Source organism: Caulobacter sp. SRI_008, from assembly GCF_057586355.1.
Genome location: NZ_JBYCZS010000015.1, coordinates 40,008 through 60,984 on the forward strand (window position 1 = coordinate 40,008; position 20,977 = coordinate 60,984).

At 69.8% G+C, this 20,977-nt stretch carries 15 protein-coding genes; 6 read left to right on the forward strand and 9 right to left on the reverse strand.

Features of this window, described 5'->3' with window-relative positions; genetic code table 11:
* Nucleotides 1–18 precede the first annotated feature (18 nt).
* The 5 genes from AC2YHT_RS14685 (at nucleotide 19) to AC2YHT_RS14705 (ending at nucleotide 8,053) form a co-directional block, all read left to right on the forward strand.
* Nucleotides 19–681 carry a response regulator transcription factor gene (locus AC2YHT_RS14685; protein WP_487290529.1) on the forward strand — a complete coding sequence of 221 codons (663 nt, stop codon included), beginning with the start codon at nucleotides 19–21 and terminating at the stop codon, nucleotides 679–681.
* Nucleotides 678–2,039 carry a sensor histidine kinase gene (locus AC2YHT_RS14690; protein ID WP_487290530.1) on the forward strand — a complete coding sequence of 454 codons (1,362 nt, stop codon included), beginning with the start codon at nucleotides 678–680 and terminating at the stop codon, nucleotides 2,037–2,039. Before AC2YHT_RS14685 ends, AC2YHT_RS14690 begins: the two co-directional genes overlap by 4 nt.
* A gap of 132 nt (nucleotides 2,040–2,171) precedes the next feature.
* The gene (locus tag AC2YHT_RS14695; protein WP_487290531.1) at nucleotides 2,172–3,122 is read left to right on the forward strand and encodes an ABC transporter substrate-binding protein; all 951 of its coding nucleotides are present in this window, start codon (nucleotides 2,172–2,174) and stop codon (nucleotides 3,120–3,122) included.
* Nucleotides 3,123–3,332: 210 nt separating this feature from the next.
* The gene (locus tag AC2YHT_RS14700; protein WP_487290532.1) at nucleotides 3,333–5,744 is read left to right on the forward strand and encodes a TonB-dependent receptor; all 2,412 of its coding nucleotides are present in this window, start codon (nucleotides 3,333–3,335) and stop codon (nucleotides 5,742–5,744) included.
* A gap of 8 nt (nucleotides 5,745–5,752) precedes the next feature.
* On the forward strand, nucleotides 5,753–8,053 hold the full coding sequence (locus AC2YHT_RS14705) for a molybdopterin guanine dinucleotide-containing S/N-oxide reductase (protein ID WP_487290533.1): 2,301 nt from the start codon (nucleotides 5,753–5,755) through the stop codon (nucleotides 8,051–8,053).
* Nucleotides 8,054–8,128: 75 nt separating this feature from the next.
* Here AC2YHT_RS14705 and AC2YHT_RS14710 read toward each other — a convergent pair whose 3' ends face one another.
* From AC2YHT_RS14710 to AC2YHT_RS14745, 8 genes are all read right to left on the reverse strand, one after another.
* Nucleotides 8,129–9,481 (reverse strand): MFS transporter, encoded by a 1,353-nt coding sequence (locus AC2YHT_RS14710; RefSeq protein WP_487290534.1) that lies wholly within the window; start codon nucleotides 9,479–9,481, stop codon nucleotides 8,129–8,131.
* A gap of 58 nt (nucleotides 9,482–9,539) precedes the next feature.
* Entirely contained in the window at nucleotides 9,540–10,085 is a 546-nt protein-coding gene (locus AC2YHT_RS14715) for a DUF3237 domain-containing protein (protein ID WP_487290535.1), read from the reverse strand.
* Nucleotides 10,082–11,572 (reverse strand): AMP-binding protein, encoded by a 1,491-nt coding sequence (locus AC2YHT_RS14720; protein ID WP_487290536.1) that lies wholly within the window; start codon nucleotides 11,570–11,572, stop codon nucleotides 10,082–10,084. The genes AC2YHT_RS14715 and AC2YHT_RS14720 overlap by 4 nt, the downstream gene beginning before the upstream one ends.
* 39 nt (nucleotides 11,573–11,611) lie before the next feature.
* Nucleotides 11,612–12,439: a p-hydroxycinnamoyl CoA hydratase/lyase gene (locus AC2YHT_RS14725; RefSeq protein ID WP_487290537.1), complete on the reverse strand. Its 828-nt coding sequence runs from the start codon at nucleotides 12,437–12,439 to the stop codon at nucleotides 11,612–11,614.
* Between the two features lie 38 nt (nucleotides 12,440–12,477).
* On the reverse strand, nucleotides 12,478–13,881 hold the full coding sequence (locus tag AC2YHT_RS14730) for an aldehyde dehydrogenase (RefSeq protein WP_487290538.1): 1,404 nt from the start codon (nucleotides 13,879–13,881) through the stop codon (nucleotides 12,478–12,480).
* 2 nt (nucleotides 13,882–13,883) lie between these two features.
* Entirely contained in the window at nucleotides 13,884–14,366 is a 483-nt protein-coding gene (locus AC2YHT_RS14735) for a MarR family winged helix-turn-helix transcriptional regulator (RefSeq protein ID WP_487290539.1), read from the reverse strand.
* Between the two features lie 91 nt (nucleotides 14,367–14,457).
* A complete protein-coding gene (locus AC2YHT_RS14740) occupies nucleotides 14,458–16,080 on the reverse strand; it encodes a tannase/feruloyl esterase family alpha/beta hydrolase (RefSeq protein WP_487290540.1) in 1,623 nt (540 codons plus the stop codon).
* Nucleotides 16,081–16,146: 66 nt separating this feature from the next.
* Nucleotides 16,147–18,384: a TonB-dependent receptor gene (locus tag AC2YHT_RS14745; protein WP_487290541.1), complete on the reverse strand. Its 2,238-nt coding sequence runs from the start codon at nucleotides 18,382–18,384 to the stop codon at nucleotides 16,147–16,149.
* Nucleotides 18,385–18,714: 330 nt separating this feature from the next.
* Between AC2YHT_RS14745 and AC2YHT_RS14750 the strand changes: the two genes are divergently transcribed.
* The gene (locus AC2YHT_RS14750; RefSeq protein ID WP_487290542.1) at nucleotides 18,715–19,872 is read left to right on the forward strand and encodes an alpha/beta hydrolase-fold protein; all 1,158 of its coding nucleotides are present in this window, start codon (nucleotides 18,715–18,717) and stop codon (nucleotides 19,870–19,872) included.
* A gap of 91 nt (nucleotides 19,873–19,963) precedes the next feature.
* On the opposite strand, the gene AC2YHT_RS14755 is transcribed toward AC2YHT_RS14750, so the two are convergent.
* Nucleotides 19,964–20,959 carry an alpha/beta hydrolase gene (locus tag AC2YHT_RS14755; RefSeq protein ID WP_487290543.1) on the reverse strand — a complete coding sequence of 332 codons (996 nt, stop codon included), beginning with the start codon at nucleotides 20,957–20,959 and terminating at the stop codon, nucleotides 19,964–19,966.
* Nucleotides 20,960–20,977: the final 18 nt, after the last annotated feature.

Genomic DNA, 20,977 nt, shown 5'->3' on the forward strand with positions numbered 1-20,977 from the left:
CCTGCCGCTACATCCCCGATGAAGATACTCGTTGTCGAGGATGATCTGCTCCTCCGCCGTTCGCTGATCGCCACGCTCGAAAGCGAAGGCCACGCGCCCGTCTGCGCCGAGACCGGCGCCGAGGCTCTGTCCCTGGCCGCGCGGTCCGACTTCGACGCCATGGTCCTCGACATCGGCCTGCCGGACATCGACGGCTTCGAGATCCTGGGCCGCCTGCGCCGTGAGGGCTTCTCCACGCCCATCGTCGTCCTGACGGCCAGGGACGCCGTGCAGGATCGCATCGCGGGCCTCGACATGGGGGCGGACGACTACGTGCTGAAGCCCTTCGACCCGTTCGAACTGGTGGCGCGGGTGCGCGCCGTCGTCCGGCGCAAGGGCGGCTACGCCACGCGCAACGTGAGCGTGGGCGCCCTGACCTGCGACTGGGAAGCCGGCGCGGCCTGGATCGGCGAGCGCCGCCTGGACCTGCGCCCCCGCGAATGGGCGGTGCTGCGCGCGCTGGCCACGCGGCCAGGCCGGGTCGTGGATCGGGCGCAATTGGCGACCGAGGTCTTTCCCGACGATCAGTCGGTGCAGCCCAACGCCCTCGACGTCCATGTCGGGCGCCTGCGACGCAAGCTGCTTCCGGACGGTCCCAGACTGCAGACCCTGCGCGGCGCCGGCTACCGGCTCGATCCGTGAAGCCGCGCCGCCCCAGCCTGATCGGGCGCCTGCTCATCGCCCAGGTCGCACCGCTGGCCTTGCTGGGCGCGGCCCTCGCCCTGGCGGGCGCCCTGGCCGCCATGCAGGTGGTCGAGAAGACCTCGGACCGCCTGCTCGCCGGATCCGTCGCCTCGATCGTCGCCCAGGTCGGAAGCCGGGATGGCCGGGCGCAGGTCGCCCTGCCGCCCTGGTCGCTGGGCCTCCTCGACAGCCCGGAACGCGACGCGGTGTTCTACGCCGTCCGGGAAGGTCCCCGCCTCGTCACCGGCTACGAAGACCTGCCGCGCCCGCCCGCGCCGGCGCCCAACGAAACCAGCTTCAGCTACGCGGAAATGCGCGGCTACAAGGTCCGCGTGGCGCAATCGACGGTCATGATCCCCGGGGTTCGCGACCCGGTGGTGGTGGCCGTGGCCCAGAGCCTGGACTCCCGCCACGCCAGCGTGCGCGAGCTGTTGTCCAACCTGATCGGCCTGCCGGTCCTGCTGGCGGCGGTCGCCGCCGTCCTGGTCGTGCCCGCGGTGCGCTGGGGCCTCGCGCCCCTGCGCCGCCTGGCCGAGGACCTGACGGCCAGAGCCCAGGCCTCGCGCCCCGATCTCGCGCCGGTCGATCCCGCCAGCGTCCCGGCCGAACTTTCGCCGGTCGTCGACGGCTTCAACCGCCTGATGGGCAGCCTGGAGCGCTTCACGCGCGCGCTTGAACGCTTCTCCGCGGATGCGTCGCACCAGTTGCGGACCCCGCTGTCGGTGATCATCGCCAATCTGGCCTTGCTGGAACGATCCGCCGCGACGCCGCGCGACAAGGCCCTGCTAGGCGACTCCCGGTCGGCGGCCGCCAACCTGCTGCGGGTGCTATCGCAGTTCCTGGCGCTGGCGCGATCGGAGGCCGCCGTCACCGAGGGGGAAGCCGACCTCACGGCCTTGCTGAACACGATCCGGATCGAGGCGGCCCAAGCCTTTCCCAATGTCGAGGTATTGGCCCGCGCGCCCATGAACGTTCCCCTAGTGCGTGGCAATCCCGTGCTGATCGGCGAGCTGCTGCGCAATTTGGTGTTCAACGCCTGCGCCTACGGCGCGGGCAAGGTCCGCATCCTCGTCCATACCGAGGGCAAGGCGCCGAGGCTGGTGATCTGGGACCATGGCCCCGGCGTCGATGCGGCGGAACTGCAGCGCCTGTTCATCCCCTTCAGCCGCGGCGCCGCGGGCCAGACGATGGTCGGCACGGGCCTGGGCCTTGCGATCACCGGATCGATCGCAAGCCGGCTGGCCATCGCGGTCGCGCTGCGTAGTCGCCGCCGGCGCCCTGGCCTGATCGCAGAACTGACGTTTCCGGTCCTTTAGGACGCAGGCTTTCATGCCGACACGCCAGATCCAGTTCACCGACGGTAAGGCCATGCTTTAACGAAACTCGTTTGTGCTGGCCACGGCGGACGGCCATGCCACGAGGCCTGCCTCAGCAAGGACGCCGCCGTCATGACCGGGATCGCCCTCCCCTCCCACCAAACCCGCCGCGCCATGCTCGGCCTGACCGCCGCCGGCCTGGTGGCGGCCTGCGCGCCGAAGGTCGCCAAACCCGCCGGCAAGCTCCTGGTCGGCGACCAGCGTGGCGGCTCGCGCCTGGTGCTGGCCGGCGCCGGCAAGTTGGACGACACGCCCTACCGCATCGAGTGGTCGCAGTTTCCCAACGCCGCCCCGCTGCTGGAGGCGTTGAACGCGGGCGCCATCGACACCGGCATAGGCGGCGACTCCGCCTTCATCTTCGCCATCGGATCGGACGCCAGGATCAAGGCGATCGGCGCCCAAATCAGCCAGGGCATGGGCCCCGCAATCGTCGTTCGCGGCGGCTCCGCCGTTCGGGACTTCAAGGACCTGGCGGGCAAGACGATCGCCACCCCGCGCGGCTCGATCAGCCACAACCACGTGCTGGGCATACTGGAGGCCAACGGCCTGCCCTATGACGCGGTGAAGTTCGCCTTCCTGTCGCCCAACGACGGTCGCGCCGCCTTCCAGGGCGGGTCGGTCGACGCCTGGGCGATCTGGGACCCGCATATCGCGCTGGCCGAAAGCCAGGGCGCCCGGATCCTGACGGGCAAGCAGGACGAGGACCCCGGCTACACCCTGATGTTCGGCCGCGACGGCGCCATCGCCGAGAAGCCCGACTATCTGCGCGACTACCGCGACCGACTCTACGAGGGCTGGACCTGGGCGGCGGCCAACCGAACCGCCTACGCCGAGGCGATGTACCGCGACACCGGCATGGATCCGGCGATCCTGAAGACCATGATCGGACGCACGCAGCGCCTGCCCGTGCAGATCGACGCGGCGCTGATCGCCACCGAGCAGCGCACGGCCGATCGCTATCTGCGGGCCGGCGTGATCGCCAAGAGGATCGAGGTCGCCAAAGGCTTCGACACCCTCGGTTGATTTCAATCCAGATTAATATTCCCGTCGGCTCGCGAGCCATATTTACCGCGCAAATCCTATTCTTCGCGCTCATGCAGCAGCAAACAAATAGTCGTTTGCACGGATCAACACCCCACTGCCATTGAAGCGTCGCGCCGCTCCCAACACCGGCGACCACAAAGCATCGCCTCGCCTTGAGAGAACTTGGCGGGTCTTCGATCGGGGGATCTCATGACGACCACTTCTGCTCGACGCGCCGGCGGCGCGCCGACGCTGAAAGCTTTGCTGCTGACGGCATCGGCCCTGCTCTCCAGCGCCGGCTTTGCGGGCCACGCGCTGGCCGCCGACGCGAGCGACGCGCCCACCAGCGGCGCCGCGACGCCCGACAACGCCGGCGCGGCCGAGGTCGACGCCCTGGTGGTCACGGCCCGCTATCGCAGCGAAGACGTCCAGACCGTGCCGATCCCGATCACGGCCCTCGGCGGCCAGCAGCTGGAAGCGCTGGGCGGGACCTTCAATCTCAAGCAGTTGATGAGCCAGCTGCCCAGCCTGAACATCCAGGGCTTCAGCGGTCGCAACCAGACCACCACCATCCGCGGCATCGGCACCAACGCCGGCGGCACCAACGACGGCCTCGAACAGGGCGTGGGCCTCTATATCGACGGCGTCTACCGCCCGCGCACCGGCACGGCGATCACCGACCTGGTCGATGTCGAAAGCATCCAGCTGCTGCGCGGCCCGCAGGGCACGCTGTTCGGCAAGAACACCGTCGCCGGGGCCATCGACATCCGCACCCGCGAACCGTCGTTCACGCCCGAATGGCGCGGCGAGGTCTCGGTCGGCAACTACAAGTACCTGCGGGCCTATGGCAGCTACAGCGGGCCGATCACCGACAACCTGGCCGTCCGCGTCAGCTACCTGCGCAACGAGCGCGAGGGCCTCTACTACAACACCGTCTACAAGAAGCGCTGGGACAACCTCGACAATAACGCCTACCGGCTGGACCTGCTGTACAAGCCCAACGACGACTTCAAGCTGCGGGTGACGGCCGACTACAGCATCCAGAAGGGCAATATGGGCTTCAACGTGGTGACGGCCGTGCTGCCCACCACCAAGGCCAATGGCTCGGTCGTGCGCGGCTTCTACGAGAAGGCCGCCTCGGTCGGCTACACGCCCCTGGCTATCGACCCGTTCGCCCGCCAGATCGACCTCGACAACTCCCAGTTCGACCGCATGCCCAGCTGGGGCGTGCAGTCGCGCGCCGACTGGCAGGTCGGCGGCTTCACCCTGAGCTCGATCTCGGCCTATCGCGACTGGCGCTGGATCCCCAACTACGACGGCGACCAGATCGGGGCCAACGTCTCGACCCAGGGCATCGTCGACACCGTCCAGACCCAGTTCAGCCAGGAACTGCGCCTGGTCTCGCCGGACGAACGCCGCCTGCAGTACACCGCCGGCCTCTACTACTTCTGGCAGGAGGCCGACGACTGGACGACCTCGGCCTACGGCCGCGACGCCGCCAAATGGCTGCTGGGCCCGACCTATCCGGACGAGGTGCTGAACGGTCTGGCCTCGGTGGCGCACGTCGTGCCGGCCACCCACAGCTACGCCGCCTACGGCCAGGCGACCTGGAAACTGCGCCCCGATCTGCGGCTGACCGCGGGCCTGCGCTACACCTACGAAGAAAAGACCGGCCTCTATGACGCCAAGATCGGCGGCTCGGCCGTCGCCATCGCCGACCTGCCCACGGCCTGGCAGGCTCTGGCGGTGACCGCCCGCGCCACCTACGCCCCAGTCAGCCGCTACGAGGCCGACTGGAACGGCGACAACGTCTCGGGCCTGCTCAGCGCCAGCTACGACCTCAGCGACGACGCCCACGCCTACGCCAGCTATTCGCGCGGCTACAAGTCGGCGGGCATCAACCTGGTGCGCCAGACCACGGGCGTGGACATCTTCGTCGCCCCCGAAAAGGTCGATGACTACGAGCTGGGCGTGAAGACCAGGCTGCTGGACCGCCGCCTGGAGCTGAACGCCAACCTGTTCTGGACCACCGACGAGAACTATCAGGCCAACTACGTAAACACGACGGTCAGCCCAGCCGTCACCTACATCGCCAACACCGGCACGCTTCGCTCGCGCGGGGTGGAGCTGGACGCCCGCGCCGCGCCGTTCAGCGGCCTGACCGCCACCCTGTCAGCGACCTACAACGAGGCCCGCTACCAGTCCTACAAGAACGCCTCGGCCCAGTACCTGACCTCGTACCAGGGGGTGAAGGACCTGTCGGGAGCCGAAGCCTCGGGCGCGCCGCGCTGGACGGTGGCCGCGACGCTTCGCTACGCCAAGCCGATCACCCTGCCGGGCGGCGACGGCGGCGAGGCCTATATCGGCGGCGACTACAGCCACCGCTCGCACTTCTTCGCGGCCGTCAACGACGACATCTTCAGCCTGGTGCCTGGCTACCAGGTGTTCGGGCTGAACGGCGGCGTGCGCTCGGACAAGGGCTGGGACGTCTCGATCTGGGCGCGCAACCTGTTCGACGAAGAGTACTTCAACACCCTGTCGGTCAACGCCACCTACGGCATCGTCCAGGGCACGCTGGGCGAGCCGCGCACCTTCGGCGCGACCCTGCGGATCAAGCGCTAGACGTCCGCATGAGCCCGGCCCGCACCTATACCGCCGCCCACTGGGGGATCTACGAGGTCGAGGCCGGGCTCGACGGCGCGCCCCCTCGCCTCTTTCCCCTGACCGGCGACAGCGATCCGTCGCTGATCGGCCTTGACCAGCTGGACCCGGCCACCCAGGCCCTGCGCATCGCCCGACCGGCGGTGCGCGAGAGCTGGCTGAACGGCGGACCGGGCTCGCGGCCGGACCTGCGAGGCCGGGAACGCTTCGTCGAGGTCGACTGGGACACCGCGCTGGATCTGGTGGCGAGAGAAGTCGGCGACGTGCGCGAGCGCTTCGGCAACGAAGCGATCTTCGGCGGTTCCTACGGCTGGTCCAGCGCTGGGCGGTTCCATCATGCCCAGAGCCAGGTGCACCGGTTCCTCAACCTGCTGGGCGGCTATGTGCGCAGCGTCGACAGCTACAGCCTGGGCGCGGGCCGGGCCCTGATGCCGCACATCGTCGCCTCGATGGACGAGTCGAACCTGTCCCACACCTCCTGGGACGTGCTGGCCGAGCATACGCAGCTGTTCGTGACCTTCGGCGGCGTGCCGCTGAAGAACACCCAGGTCTCGTCCGGCGGCTCGGGCCGCCACCGCACGCGCGACGGCCTGGCGGCCATGGCCAGGGCCGGGGCGCGCTTCGTCAACATCAGCCCGGTGCGCGACAACCTGGAGACCGGCGGTCCTGTCGAGTGGATCCCGATCCGCCCCAACACCGACACCGCCCTGATGCTGGCCCTGGCCTTCGTGATCCGCCAGGACCCGCGCTTCGACCGCGGCTTCATCGACCGCTGCACGGTCGGCTACGACCGCTTCGAGCCCTACCTGACAGGACAGCAGGACGGCGTCGCCAAGACCCCGGCCTGGGCCGAGGCGATCACCGGCGTGCCGGCCGCCCGCATCGTCGCCCTGGCCGACGAGATGCTGTCGGCCCGCACCATGGTCAACGTCGCCTGGGCCCTGCAACGCGCCGCCCATGGCGAGCAGCCGTTCTGGGCGCTGGTCACCCTGGCCTGCATGCTGGGCCAGGTCGGCCTGCCTGGCGGCGGCTACGGCCTGGGCTACGGCGCGATGAACACGCAGGGCAGCGCCCATGCGCGGCTGTCGGGTCCGGTGTTTTCCCAGGGTCAGAACGCGGTGCCGGCCTTCATCCCCGTGGCCCGCATCGCCGACATGCTGCTGCAGCCCGGCGCGCCCTTCACCTACAACGGCGTCACCCACGCCTATCCCGATATCCAGCTGCTGTACTGGGCCGGGGGCAACCCGTTCCACCACCACCAGGACCTGAACCGTCTGAGCCTGGCCTGGCGCAAGCCGCGCAGCATCATCGTCCACGAGCAGTACTGGACCCCCGCCGCCCGCTTCGCCGACATCGTGCTGCCGGCCACCACCTCGCTGGAGCGCAACGACATCGGCTTCGCCGGCCGCGAAGGCTATTTCATCGCCATGAAGAAGGCGGTCGAGCCGCAGGGCCAGGCGCGCGACGACTACGCGATCTTCGCCAACCTGGCCGGCCGTCTCGGGGTCGGCGAGGCCTATACCGAAGGGCTCGACGCCGAGGCCTGGCTGCGGCGGCTCTATGACGAGAACGCCGCGCGCGTGGCCAAGGCCGGCTTCGACCTGCCCGCCTTCGACGCCTTCTGGGACCAGGGGCTGATCGACCTTGCGCCGCACGACCGGCCGCTGGTCATGCACGAGGCCTTCCGCGCCGATCCGGAAACCCATCGGCTGGGCACGCCCTCGGGCAAGATCGAGATCTTCTCCGAGCGCATCGCCGGCTACGGCCTCGACGACTGCCCCGGGCATCCGGCCTGGTTCGAGCCGTTCGAGTGGCTGGGCCACCCCGAGGCCGCCCGCCATCCGCTGCACCTGCTGTCGGACCAACCAAAGCGGCGGCTGCACGGCCAGCTGGACCACAGCCCCTACAGCCGGGCCGGCAAGGTGGCCGGGCGCGAGCCGGTCTATCTCAACCCCGGCGACGCCGCCGCGCGGGGCATCGCCGACGGCGACCTGGTCGAACTCTTCAACGATCGCGGCCGCTGCCTGGCGGGAGCGATCGTCACCGACGACATCATGCCGGGCGTAGCCAGACTGGCGACGGGGGCCTGGTTCGATCCAGGCGCGGACCTCGAGCGCAACGGCAACCCCAATGTGCTGACCCTGGACCGAGGCTCTTCGGCCTTCGCTCAAGGCTGCGCGGCCCAGACCTGCCTGGTCGAGGTTCGACGGCATGAAGGGCCCGAGCCGGCGGTCGAGGTCTATGAACTGCCCGCGCTTGCGTCCCGCTAGGTCGTTCTGAAGCCTGAGAACGCGCTCGAAGGCGACCAGGGCCGCACGATCTCGAAGTGGCGAGGTCGATCCGGCCTAGTGCCGGGGCGGCTCGAGAAGCGTCAGCAGCACGATCCCGACCAGCGCCGTCAGGGCCAGCGGGGTCATGGCGGCGACGACCGAGCCGGCGCTGTCGCCCGCCTGCAGCAGCTGTCCGCCGACCAGGGGACCGACGACGGCGCCCATCCGCCCCCAGGCCACGGCGGCGCCCGATCCCCTGCCCCGCGCCGACGCCGGATAGTAGGAGGCGGCCGCGCCGTAGAGGGCGTAGTTGGCGCCCAGCACGAAGAAGCCGACCGCGCCGCTCAGGGCCAGCACCGCCGTAAGGCCGTCGGCCCGGGCCAGCAGCATCAGGCTCGCGGTCAGGCCGACATAGCCGGCGATCATTGGCCAGCGCAGGCCAAAGCGGTCGACCAGCCGTCCCAGGATCAGGGCGCCGACGACGCTGGCGAAGTTGAAGCAGGCCGAGGCCAGACTGGCCTGGGGCGCGAAGCCCTTGGCGATGACCAGGGTCGGCAGCCAGTTGAGCACCAGATAGAGGATCAGCAGGGTCGGAAAGAACACGGCCCACAGCAGCAGCGACGGCAAGGCCCGCCGCTCGCCGAACAGCGCCGCGCGGTTCACGACCATGTACGCGATGATCACCGTCGGCAGGGTCGCCAGCCACGGCGCCAGGCCGCGCAGCGATCCCAGGCCCGGAAGGCCGCCGAGCCACAGCAGGGCCAGATAGGACAGGCCATAGAGCGGGATCAGGCCCAGCCACGTCCAGGCCGCGCCGCCGGAGGACGACGACGCGGGCCGCGCGGTCTCCTTCATCAGCACCAGGATCAGCGGGGCCAGCAGCAGCGGCGCCAGACCGCCGATCAGGAAAAGGTGCCGCCAGTCGAGGCTCGGGTTCAGCCAGCTGACCAGGGCGACCAGCCCGCCGCCCAGTGGCATGCCGCAGAACATCATCGTGCCGGTCGAGCCGCGCTTGCCGGCCGGCGCCACCTCGGCGGCCAGGGCCATGATGTTGGGCAGGGCCGCGCCGAAGCCGAGCCCCGCGCCCAGCCGCGCGGCGAACAGCATCGAGAAGTCGTGGGCGAACATGGTCAGCAGGGTGAAGCCGCCGAAGCCCAGCACCGCGCCGATCAGCACGGCCTTGCGTCCCAGGCGGTCGGCCAGCCAGCCGCCGAGCACCGCGCCCAGCACCAAGCCGATATTGCTGGCGGCCAGGGCCTCGCCTAGCACGGCCTTGGCCAGGCCCAGTTCCGGTCCCAGCTTCGGCGCGGCCACGCCCATGGCCTGGATGTCGAAGCCTTCGAGCACGGCGACGAGGAAACACAGCAGGACGGTCAACGCCCCGCTTTCCATGGCCGGTCGGCGCACGGCCTCTGATCCCGTGGTCATCGTTTCCTCCCGGCCCTTGGCAGGCGCTTGGTCTTTATCACAACGTTTTCCGGACCCGTCAGGCGACCTTGAAGACGCCCAGCTCCACCCGGCGCGGCCGTCGCGCGCCGGCGCTGACGAAGACGCTTTCGGTCAGCCACAGATACGGCCCCGGCCCGACCTCGAAGATCGGCGTGGCGCGGAAATAGTAGAGCGACGGATCCACGTCCTCGCCGGCGGTCAGGCGGCGCACGACCTCGGCGTCGGCCCGGCGCACGCCGGTGTTGATGACGCCGATCGTCGCTCCGTCGCTCATCCGCACGGTGTAGCGGGCCTGCAGCAGGGTGACGCCGTCGGGACGAATGGTCTGCCAGTCGGCGCCGCCAGGCAGGATCTCACCCGACAGGCCCGGACCGGTCAGGCTGCCGCCAGTGATTGGGATCACTCGCCGCCGGCCGCCGCCGACATCGCCCAGCTCCTGGGCCGGCCCCACCTCGACGGCGAGGTCGAAGACATGCGCGAGCGCCGGCGGCGGGTTGGCGGCGACAGCCTGGGTCGCGCCGGCCAGGCCGGCGGCGGCGACGGCGAGACCCAGCCCGCGCCGGCTGATGGGCGGAGGGCTCATGCGGGGGTCCTTTCCAGGATCAGGGCCTTCAAGATCGCCTTCTGGATCTTGCCCGAGCCGGTGCGCGGCAGACTGTCGACGATGGTCGTGGCCTTGGGCAGCTTGTAGCGGGCCAGCCGAAGCTCCAGGTGCGCGACGACAGCGGCGTGGCTGACGACCGCGCCCGTCCTGGGCACGAGGATCAGGTGGCCCACCTCTCCCCAGCGGGGATCGGGCAGGCCCAGCACCGCGCATTCGGCGATGCCGGGATGGTCGGCCAGGGCCGCCTCGATCTCGGCCGGATAGACGTTCTCGCCGCCCGAGATGAACATGTCCTTCTTGCGATCGACCAGCCAGTGGAAGCCCTCGGCGTCGGCGCGGGCGATGTCGCCGGTGCGGAACCAGCCGTCGGCGGTGAAGGCCGCCGCGGTGTCGTCCGGACGCCGCCAGTAGCCGGAAAAGACGTTGTCGCCCTTGAGCAGCAACTCGCCGGGCTGGTCGTCCGGACAGTCTCGGCCGGCGGCGTCGACGATGCGGCTGCGCACGCCCGGCAGGGCCACGCCCACCGAGCCGGCGCGGGCGTCGATCTGGGCCGGATCGACCGGCATGCCGAACACCGTGCCGGTCTCGCTCATGCCGAAGCCGTCGACCACCGGCACGCCGATCGCCAGCCAGGCGCGGATGTCGGCGGCCGCGTGCGGCGCCCCGCCGGTGAAGATCGCGGTCAGGCCGGCCAGGCGGTCAGGGGCGAGATCGGGATGGTTGCGCAGGGCCTGAGCCATCTGCGGCACGCAGAAATAGTGGCTGACGGCGAGGTCCGGATCGGACAGCCGCGCCAGGGTGCGGGCCGGCTCGAAGCCGTCCGAGACCAGGATTGTCCCGCCGTGCAGCAAGGGCGGCCGCACCGTGGTGACCAGGCCCAGGACATGGAACATCGGCGCGTCGATCAGGAAGGCGCTCTGGTGCGTGACCTGCCCCAAGCGGCCGAAATTGACCGCCGTGTGGTCGAGGTTGCGCTCGGACAAAACGACGCCCTTGGGGCGGCCGGAGGTGCCCGAGGTGTAGAGGATCAGCGACGGCCGGTCGCGATCGAACGGCATGGCGGGCAGCGGCTCGGCGGCGGCGATCTCGGCGGCCAGGCGGTCGAGGGAGAGGCCCTCCAGTCCGACGCGGTCCAGCTCCTGGTCGCCGACCACCAGCCGGGGATCGGCGTCCTCGACCAGGGCCAGGATCTCGGCCGGGCTGAGCCGCCAGTTCAGAGGCGCGTAGACCGCGCCGATCCGGGCGCAGGCCAGGTGCAAAATCACCAACTCGACCCGGTTGCGGGCCAGACTGACGACCCGCTCGCCGAACGCCACGCCGCGCTCGACCAGCACGCGGGCGCAGGCGGCGACATCGGCGTCGAGCTGGGCGTAGGTCCAGCGCCGCCCGCTGGCCAGGTCGACGGCCGCGAGGCGGGTGGGCTGGAGCCTGGCCTGCAGGCCGACATGGTCGATGGGGCCGCTCATGGAACCCTCCCCTTTTCGCCGTTTCCTCCCTGCCCCGTCTCAGCTCTGCTTGGCCAGATCGTAGGCGCCAAGTCCGGGCTTGTAGCTCTTGTCGTCGATGAACTGCTTGATGCCCTCCTTGCGGCCGTCGTTGTCGAAGGAGTTGGCCGCCTCCTGGGCCCTGACTAGGTAGTCCTCGGCGTTGTCGTAGGTCATTTCCTTGACCCTGCGGACGGCGTCCTTGGTCGCCTTCAGCGCCACCGGGTTCTTCTTGAGCAGCACCTCGGCGAGCTCACGGACCCGCGCTTCGAGCTGGCTAAGCGGCACGCTTTCGTTGACCAGGCGCCACTGGGCGGCCTTGCGGCCGTCGATCAGCTCGCCGGTCAGGGCGTGGTACATCGCATCGCGCATCGGGATCAGGTCGACGACCACCTTGGTGGCCCCGCCGCCGGGCAGGATGCCCCAGTTGATCTCCGACAGGGCGAACTGGGCCTCGTCGGCGGCGATCGCCAGGTCGCAGGAATAGAGCGGACCATAGCCGCCGCCGAAGCACCAGCCGTTGACCATGGCGATGGTCGGCTTGTTGTACCAGCGCAGGCGCCGCCACCAGCCGTAGGACTCGCGCTGGGCCTGGCGCACCGCGCCCAGACCCTTGGCTTCGGTCTCGCGGAAATACTCCTTCAGGTCCATGCCCGCCGACCAGGCCGAGCCCTCGCCGGTCAGCACCACCACCCCGACGTCGTCGCGGTATTCGAGTTCGTCCAGCACCTCCATCATCCGACGGTTCAGGGTCGGGCTCATGCAGTTGCGCTTTTCGGGACGGTTGAACTTCACCCAGGCGATGCGGTTCTCGACCGTGAAGGTGGCGGTGTCGTTGACCTCGGTCATGACGGGATCCTTGAGAAGTTTGGACGACGCGCGGCGCGTCAGATCGGGAAGTGGCCGGGCTGGGTCTCGATGGTGATCCAGCGCAGGTCGGTGAAGGCCTCGATCCCGGCCTTGCCGCCGAACCGGCCGTAGCCGCTGGCCTTGACCCCGCCGAACGGCATCTGGGCCTCATCGTGCACGGTCGGACCGTTGACGTGGCAGATGCCGGACTTGATCTGGCGCGCCACGCGCAGGCCGCGGGCGGTGTCCCGGGTGAAGACCGCCGCCGACAGGCCGTACTCGGTGTCGTTAGCCAGTTCGATCGCGTGGGCTTCGTCGCGGGCGCGAGTGATCCCGACCACCGGACCGAAGCTCTCCTCGCGGAACAGCTTCATGTCGGGGGTGACCTTGTCGACCACCGTGGCCGGCATCAGCACGCCGTCGGCCGCGCCGCCGTTGACCCGCACCGCGCCGGCGCCGATCGCGTCGGCGACCAGGCCTTCGACATGGGCGACGGTCTTCAGATCCACCACCGCGCCCAGCGGCGTCTTGCCGGCGCGCGGGTCGCCGGCCGCCAGGGTGGCGACCTTGGCCTGGAACTTCTCGACGAAAGCGTCGGCCACGGTCTCGACGACGATGATCCGCTCGGTCGACATGCAGATCTGGCCCTGGTTCATGAAGGCCCCGAAGGCGGCGGCCTTGACCGCCTCGTCCAGGTCGGCGTCGTCCAGCACGATCAGCGGGGCCTTGCCGCCCAGCTCCAGCAAGGCCGGCTTCAGGTGTTCGGCGCAGCGCTTGGCGATGATCTTGCCGACCGCGGTAGAGCCGGTGAAGTTCACGCGCCGCACGGCCGGGTGGTCGATCAGGGCGCCGACGATCTCGCCGGCGTCGGCGGGCGCGTTGGTCACCACATTGACGACTCCTGGGGGCAACCCAGCATCGGCGAAGGCCTCAATGATCAGGCTGTGGGTGCGCGGACAGGTCTCCGAGGCCTTCAGCACCACGGTGTTGCCGCAGGCCAGGGGCGTGGCGATGGCCCGCACGCCCAGGATGATCGGGGCGTTCCAGGGGGCCACGCCCAGCACCACGCCTGCCGGCTCACGCACGGCCATGGAGATGCAGCCGGGCTTGTCGGACGGGATCACCTCGCCGGCGACCTGGGTGGTGAGCGCGGCGGCCTCGCGGACGATGCCGACGGCCAGCATCAGGTTGAACCGCGCCCAGCCCTCGGTGGCGCCGATCTCGCCCATCATCGCCTCGACGAAAGCGCCGGCCTTGGCTTCCAGCGCGTCGGCGGCCTTGGACAGCAGGGCGCGGCGGGCGTTGGGGCCCAGGGCGCTCCAGCCGGCGAAGGCGGCCTGGGCGGCGTCAGCGGCGGCTTGGGCTTGCGCCACGGTCATCGCCTCGGAGGTGCTGGCGACCGCGCCGGTCACCGGGTCGCGGCGTTCGAACGTCGTGCTCATGGTCATCCTTCCTTGGAAGCGGCGATAGCGGCGTCGCCCTGATCGGCGGCGTCGTCATTGAGGCGGAGCTTGGCCAGCAGGTGGCCCAGTTGCGCGCGCTCGGCGGGGTCGAGCGGCGCGAAGGCGGCGATGTCGTGCTCGCGGGTCACCGCCTCGACCTGGTGGCGCAGGGCCGCGCCGGCCGGGGTCAGGTGCAGGGCGTTGGTGCGGCGGTCGCGGCCGGGGCGGCGTTCGAGGACGCCCAGCGCTTCGAGTTCATCGACCGCCTTCATGGTGCTGGCCCGATTAACCCCGAGCGCGCGGCCCAGGGTGATCTGGTCGCAGCCCTCGTGCAGGGCGATGTAGACGACGGCGGTCGCCCGGGCCGGCGTCACGCCCAGCGGAGCCAGGCGCTCGGCCAGGGCCGCCATGGCGCGGACGTCGGCATAGTGGAGCTGGAGGCCCAGGCGTTCGCCCAGGGCGCCGAACGCCTCGATCTCTTCCACGCTTCGCTCCCTGGCGCGTTCGTTTGTTGATCAATTCGTATGCTTGGCAAACAGTATCGTCAACACCGAATTGGCCGGTCGCCGGCGCCCCTTACTCGGCCTTGGGCGCCTTGCACTGGAAGCTGCCGGCGTCCTGCAACGCCCCCTTGCCGTCATAGCGGGCGGCGGCCGGATAGGCGCAGATCGGGCGGGTCACGCCCGGGAAGGCCCGACCCTTGGCCACGAAGAGATCGGGGCCGGGCTTGCCCTCGGTCCAGGCCACCAGGGACGGCAGCGGATCGAAGTCGTCCAGGCCCGCTCCGCCGCCGCAATGCTCCATGCCCGGCACGACGAACAGCCGCGCGAAGTCGGCGGCGGGCCGGCCGGTGGCGCCCCGCATGTCCGACGACATCTTGCCGTACCAGGCTTCCAGCTGCGGGGCCGAGAAGATCGGATCCGAGCCGCCGGTGACCAGGATCAGCTTGCCGCCGCGCGCCTCGAAGGTGCGGAAGTCGGTGGCGTCGGCGTCGGTATAGGCCGCGGTGGCTGCCACGGCCTTCAGGAGCGGGGCGACGTCGTCGGTGGCGATCGGTCGCTGGAGCGCCGGGAAGGCGAAATAGTCGCTGAGGGAATTGGTCACCAGGTCGCGCAGCAGGGTGAAGGCGCCGCCGTTGGGCGTGGGCGCGCCGGTCTGCCAGATCCGCCAGCCCTGGCTGAACTGGCTGGCGTCGTAGGGCCAGCTGCCAACCACCGCCTTGCCGTCGCGGTCGCGGGGGCCGCGGAAGGCTTTCTCCACCGCCTCGGCCTTGTCGGCCTCCAGGCAGGCTTCGGTCGCCTTGCCCTTGCAGGTGATCTTGCGGATGTCGAAGCGGCAGGCGCCGAAGATCATGCCGTCCTTGGCGCCGTCGAGGTCGTCGCACTGGGCCAGGATCGCCTTTTGCAGCAGCGCGCCGTCGGCCGGGGTCAGCAGGCGCGAGGCGTCGGTCTGGCGGCGGGCGGCCGCGGCGGCGAAGACATTGGCCGAATAGGTCGACAGGATCGCCGCGCGGCTGAGCTCGAAGGCCGGATTGGCGGCGATGACGCCGTCGAACTCGGTGGGATAGCGCTGGGCGGCGATCAGGGCCTCGCGGCCGCCGTTCGAGCAGCCCATGAAGTAGCTCTTGGCCGGCGCGCGGCCGGTCAGCTCGCCGATCAGCAGCTTGGCGCCGGCCGTGACCTTGCCGATCGCGGCGTAGCCGTAGTCGAGCTTGGCCTGCTGGTCCTTGGCGAAGCGGGAGTCGGCGGGGTTGGCGGCCTGGTGGCCGCTGTCTGTCGAGACCACCGCGAAGCCGCGCGCCAGGGCCGGCGGCTCGCGGCTGCCGGAAGGCGTCGGCTCGCCGAGCGCGGTCATCACCACGCCGTTCATGCCGCCGCCGCCCTGGTAGAGGAAGCGCCCGTTCCAGTCGGCGGGCACGCGCAGCTCGATCTTGATGGCGTAGGGCTGGCCGTCGGCCCCGGTGCGGCGGGCGATGTCGGCGGAGACTAGGCAGTGCGCCGGCAGCGGCGGCCGGGCGGCGGGCGCGCCGCCGTTGGGCGACATCAGCACAGGCGGCGGGGCCGATCCTGCAGGGACCTCGCTGGCGCCGGTGACCACCAGGTCGCCGAACGCCCTGCCCTGCAACGCCGCGCAGGCCTGACCGAAGGCGGCGGGATCGGGCGCTGCGACGGCGCTGACGAGAAGAGCGGCGACAAACATGCTTGAACCTCGATAGTGCGATCAAAAAACGAGGCGGAGCCGAAGCCCCGCCTCAGTCGGGGACCTCTAGAAACGGGCGTCCAGGCTCAGGCCGACCAGCCGGAACGACTGCGGCGTCAGGATCTGGCCGTAGGAGCCGATCGAGCCGTCGGGGAAGTTGGCGTAACGGACGGTCGGCTCGTGGCTGTCGGTCAGGTTCCGCACGAAGATCGCCGCGGTCCAACCCTTGTCCGGATCGCGCACCCCGATGCGGCCGCCGACGGCCCAGTGGGCGTCGAAGGTGACGTTCGCGTCGGTCGAGGCCGCGTAGCGCACGGCCGACTTGTAGACGGTGTCGGCGGCGGCGAAGCCTTCGACGGTCCCGGCCACGGCATGACGGTATTCTCCCGACAGGGTGAACTTCCACTTGGGCGCATTGGCCATCTGCTCGCCGCCCAGGTCGCTGCCGTCCTGCGCCGTGAAGCCCTTGGGATAGGTGACGGGGTTGTAGATCACGCCGGTGTTGAGCGAGAGGCCGTGAACCGGCTGGCCGAACAGGTTCACCTCGACGCCCTTGGAGATCACCTTGCCGATGTTCTGCGGCGCGCAGGTCAGGCCGCCGCTCTGGTTGGGGGTGCAGAGCTGGCCCTGGTAGTCCTTGAGGTTCATGTAGAAGGCGCTGACGTCGGCCAGCAGCCGCCCACCCAGCAAGGCGCCCTTCAGCCCGGCCTCGTAGTTGGTCGGGATCTCCGGACGGATCAGGGCGGGCTGGTTGGTCGGGATGGTCGGATCCCCCACCGCCACCTGCGGGCCCTTGTAGCCGCGCGACACGGTCGCATAGGCCATGGTGTCCTTGTCGAACTGGTACTGCGGCCCGAGCTTCCAGGACCAGTTATCGATCGTCGTCTCGCGGCCGCCGCCCGTGCCGGAGTCGAGCGAAGCGTAGCCGACCTTCATCGTTTCGTGGGTGTAGCGCGCCCCGGCGATCAGCCGCAGCTTGTCGCCGACATGGTAGGTCGCCTGGCCGAAGGCGGCGGCCGAGCGGTCCTTGATGTCGAGGTCGTAGCCGAGAAGGTTGCTGATCGGGATGGTCAGGCCCGGAAAGGGCGTGACGTTGATCGCCATGGCGACGGGGTCGGTGTGGTTGGTCTGGCTCGAGTAGAACAGCCCGGCCGTATATTCGAACACCGCGCTGGACGGCGAGGCGATCCGGATCTCCTGGGTGAACAGCTCGCCGTCGCCGGTGCTGGGCCCCTGCCGGACCTTCAGCGGATTGACGTCCAGGCGGAAGATGTCGAGGAAGCCGGGACCGGCCTCGAGCTTCCGCAGGGCCGTGATCGAGGTCACGCTCGCCGCGCCCAGGTCGTAGTCCAGCTGCAGCGAGCCGCCGTAGGACTCGTTCCTGTTGATCAGCTTGCTGGTCGAGCAGTAGTCGCGATTGGCCTGGCTGGCGACGATGCCGCACTGCGCCAGCTCGGCGGTCAGGGCGGTGTTGGCCTTGTAGAGCACGAAGAAGTCCGTGCCGTCGTCGTCGGTCTTGCTGTAGTCGCCGATCAGGTTGACGGTCAGCTTGTCGCCGGGCTCCCACAGCAGTCGGCCGCGCAGGGCGTAGGCGGCGTGGTCGTCGAGGTCGCCGGTCAGCGTGTTGCGGTTGACGCCCTGGCGCTGGTTGACGCTGGCCGACACCCGCAGAGCCGCGGTCTCGGCCAGAGGAATGTTGAGCAGCCCCTGCACCACCTGCTGGCCGTATTTCGAGCCCGCCGTTCCGTCCTTGGACAACTCCGTGCGCACCCGCCCGCTGAACTGGCCGAACTGCGGGGCGTTGGTGGCGATGTTGATCACCCCGGCCGAGGTCGTCAGGCCAAACAGCGTGCCTTGCGGCCCTTTCAGCACCTCGACCCGGGCGATGTCGAACAGGTCGGAGATGTTGACGTTGCCCTGGCTGACCTGGTCGACGACGATGCCGACCGAGCCGACCGCGCCCGCCTGGAACGACTGGGTGCCGATGCCGCGGATCTGGCCGCCGCCCCCGACGCTCTGGCCGGGCGCCTGCTGCACTTCCAGCGACGGCGCGATCCGCGCCAGGTCGGAGACCTGGTTGACCTGCTGACGCTCCAGCTGGGCCGAGCCGGCGACGGTGATCGACAGCGGCACTTCCTGCAGGCGCTCTTCGCGCTTCTGGGCGGTGACCACGATCTCGGTCACCACGGCGTCCTGATCGGCGGCCGGCGCCGCCTGCGTCTGTGTCTGGGCCTGAGCGGCCGTAGCCAGCGCCAGGACGCTGGTGGTGACCATGACGGCGGCCAGTCGGTTTCTATCGAGCATAGCTTTCCCCCTCTTCGGCCAGCCGTTCGGCGGAGCCTCGGCTGACGGCTGCGTTTCCATCCCGGCGCGAGTGGTCCCACGCGCTCTTATTTTCACACTGTATGCCAATGATACCATCAAGCATTCATTGAATCTAATAACACTACATATTCAAATAATTGATGCCAAATTCGAGCATGATTATTCTATTTTAGAATCGACAACAGAGATTTATCGATTCCAGTTGTTGAGTGAGATTCGATTTTATTGATTTCACCTAATCGATGCGGGCGACCTCCGTCGCTTAGACGTCACAAAACGGGAGGCGCGCGCAGGCGCGTGACAGGCAAGATGAACCAGACGCTCGCGCGGACTCTGGCCGCGACCTTGGTCGCCACCACCCTGCTGACCAGCGCCGCCCAGGCCCAGCCGCCGGCGGCGCGCCCGCCCGGCATGCCGGCCCCAACGCCCAACGACAGACTGGTTTCCCCGGAAGTCGCCGCCGACCGGCGCGTGACCTTCCGCCTCTACGCGCCCGAGGCCCGCGCCGTCGCCGTGACCGGCGAGTTCCTGGCCTGGGGCGGGCCGCCGCTGACCCTGGCCAAGGGCGCCGACGGGGTCTGGACGGGCGTCAGCGACGCGCTTCCGTCCGGCGCCTATCGCTACGCCTTCCTGATGGACGGGGTGCAGGTGGTCGATCCGCGCAATCCGGCCACCTCGGCCTCGCTGACCCAGGCCAAGAGCCTGCTGGTCGTTTCGGACGACGATTTCGCCGCCGACCGGCCGGGCGTCCCGCACGGCGCGATCGCCCGCGTGCGCTATACCTCGCCAGCCCTGGGCGTCGAGCGCCAGATGCAGGTCTACACCCCGCCCGGCTACGGCCGCGACGGCAAGACCTATCCGGTGCTCTACCTGCTGCACGGGGGCGGCGACGCCGATGATTCCTGGCCCACGGTCGGCCGGGCCGGCTTCATCCTCGACAACCTGATCGCGGCGAAGAAGGCCCCGCCGATGATCGTCGTCATGCCCGCCGGCGCCGTGAAGCCGACCGGCCAGCCGATGACCTGGGACGCCGGCCAGGACCCGTTCACCGCCGACCTGCTGGGCGCGGTCATGCCCTATGTCGAGGCCAACTATCGGGTCTCCAAGGCGCCGGGCCAGACGGCTCTGGCCGGCCTGTCGATGGGCGGCATCCAGACCCTCAACATCGGCCTGACCCATACCGAGCGGTTCAACTGGATCGGGGTGTTCAGCTCGGGCTGGTTCCCCGGCGACCTGAAGGCGTTCGAGGACCACAACGGCGCCGACCTGGGCGCGAAGGCCGCCAGGCTGAAGCTGTTCTACTATTCCAACGGCGAGACCGACATCGCTCTGCCCCAGGCCAAAAAGGCGTTCGAGATGTTCGATCGCCACGGGGTGCGGGTGGAGACCCACGAATTTCCGGGCGGCCACGAATGGTCGGTGTGGCGGGCCAGCCTGCGTGACTTCGCGCAGAAGCTCTTCCGCTAGGGCCGGGAGGAAGACCAGCCAAGGATGCTCAGCGCCCTGAGCATCCTTGGCTTCGTTCGATGAATGTTCGGCCCCGCTCATGACTTGGGCCTTAGGCAAACGCCCGCCGCAGGGCGGAGATCTTGGCGGCCACGAACTGCTGGGCGACCGAGGTCGTCGGCGCGATGCCGTCGAAGCCGTGGAAGGCGCCGGGCACGACCAGAAGCTCGGTCGCCACGCCGGCGTCGATCAGGCGCCTGGCGTAATCCACGTCCTCGTCGACGAAGAGATCGATCGAGCCGACGCCGATGAAGGTCGGCGGCAGGCCGGCAAGACTGGCGGTCCTGGCGGGGACCGCCTTGGCCGGGACCCTGGCGCCGCCGGGCGCCTGACCCAGGAAGGACCGCCAGCCGAAGGCGTTGGCCTTGGCGTCCCAGCCGATCTTGCCGATCGCCCCTGGCGGCGTACGCGTGCTGCCGGTGCGGTCATCGAGCATGGGATAGATCAGCATCTGGAAGGCCAGCGGGATCTCGCCCCGATCACGGGCCGCGATGGCCAGCAGGGCCGCGTGGCCGCCGCCCGCGCTCTCGCCCATGACCGCGATCCTGGCCGGATCGATCCCGACCTCGGCGGCGTGGTCGCGCAGCCAGCGCAGGCCGGCGTAGTTGTCCTCAACCGAGGCGGCGTAGGTCGCCTCCGGCGCCAGCCGGTGCTCGACCGTGACGATCCCGTAGTCGAGCGCCGCGGCCAGGTCCTGCAGCTGGCGGACGCTGGACTCGGCGCTGCCGCCGACGAAGCCGCCGCCATGCATGTGGAGGATCGCCGGCCGCGTGGCGCCCGGCTTGGCGTTGATGACGAAGATCGTGACGTCGGGAGCCCCCGAGGGGCCCTTGATCGCCAGCCTCTGCACCGGCGGCGTGGCGGCCGCAGGCGCGCCGAAGCCCGACACGAACTTGCGCCAGGGGATCAGGGTCTCCGCGGCCGGCGGCGGGAACTTGGCGCTCATGGCCTGGATCTGGCGCGCGGCGGGCCGCAGTTCCGGATTGACGTAGGCCAGCAGATCCTCCGGCTCGCCGGCGAGCGCCGCCTTACCCGCCACAGCGGCCATGGCGGCGCCCGCGCCGAG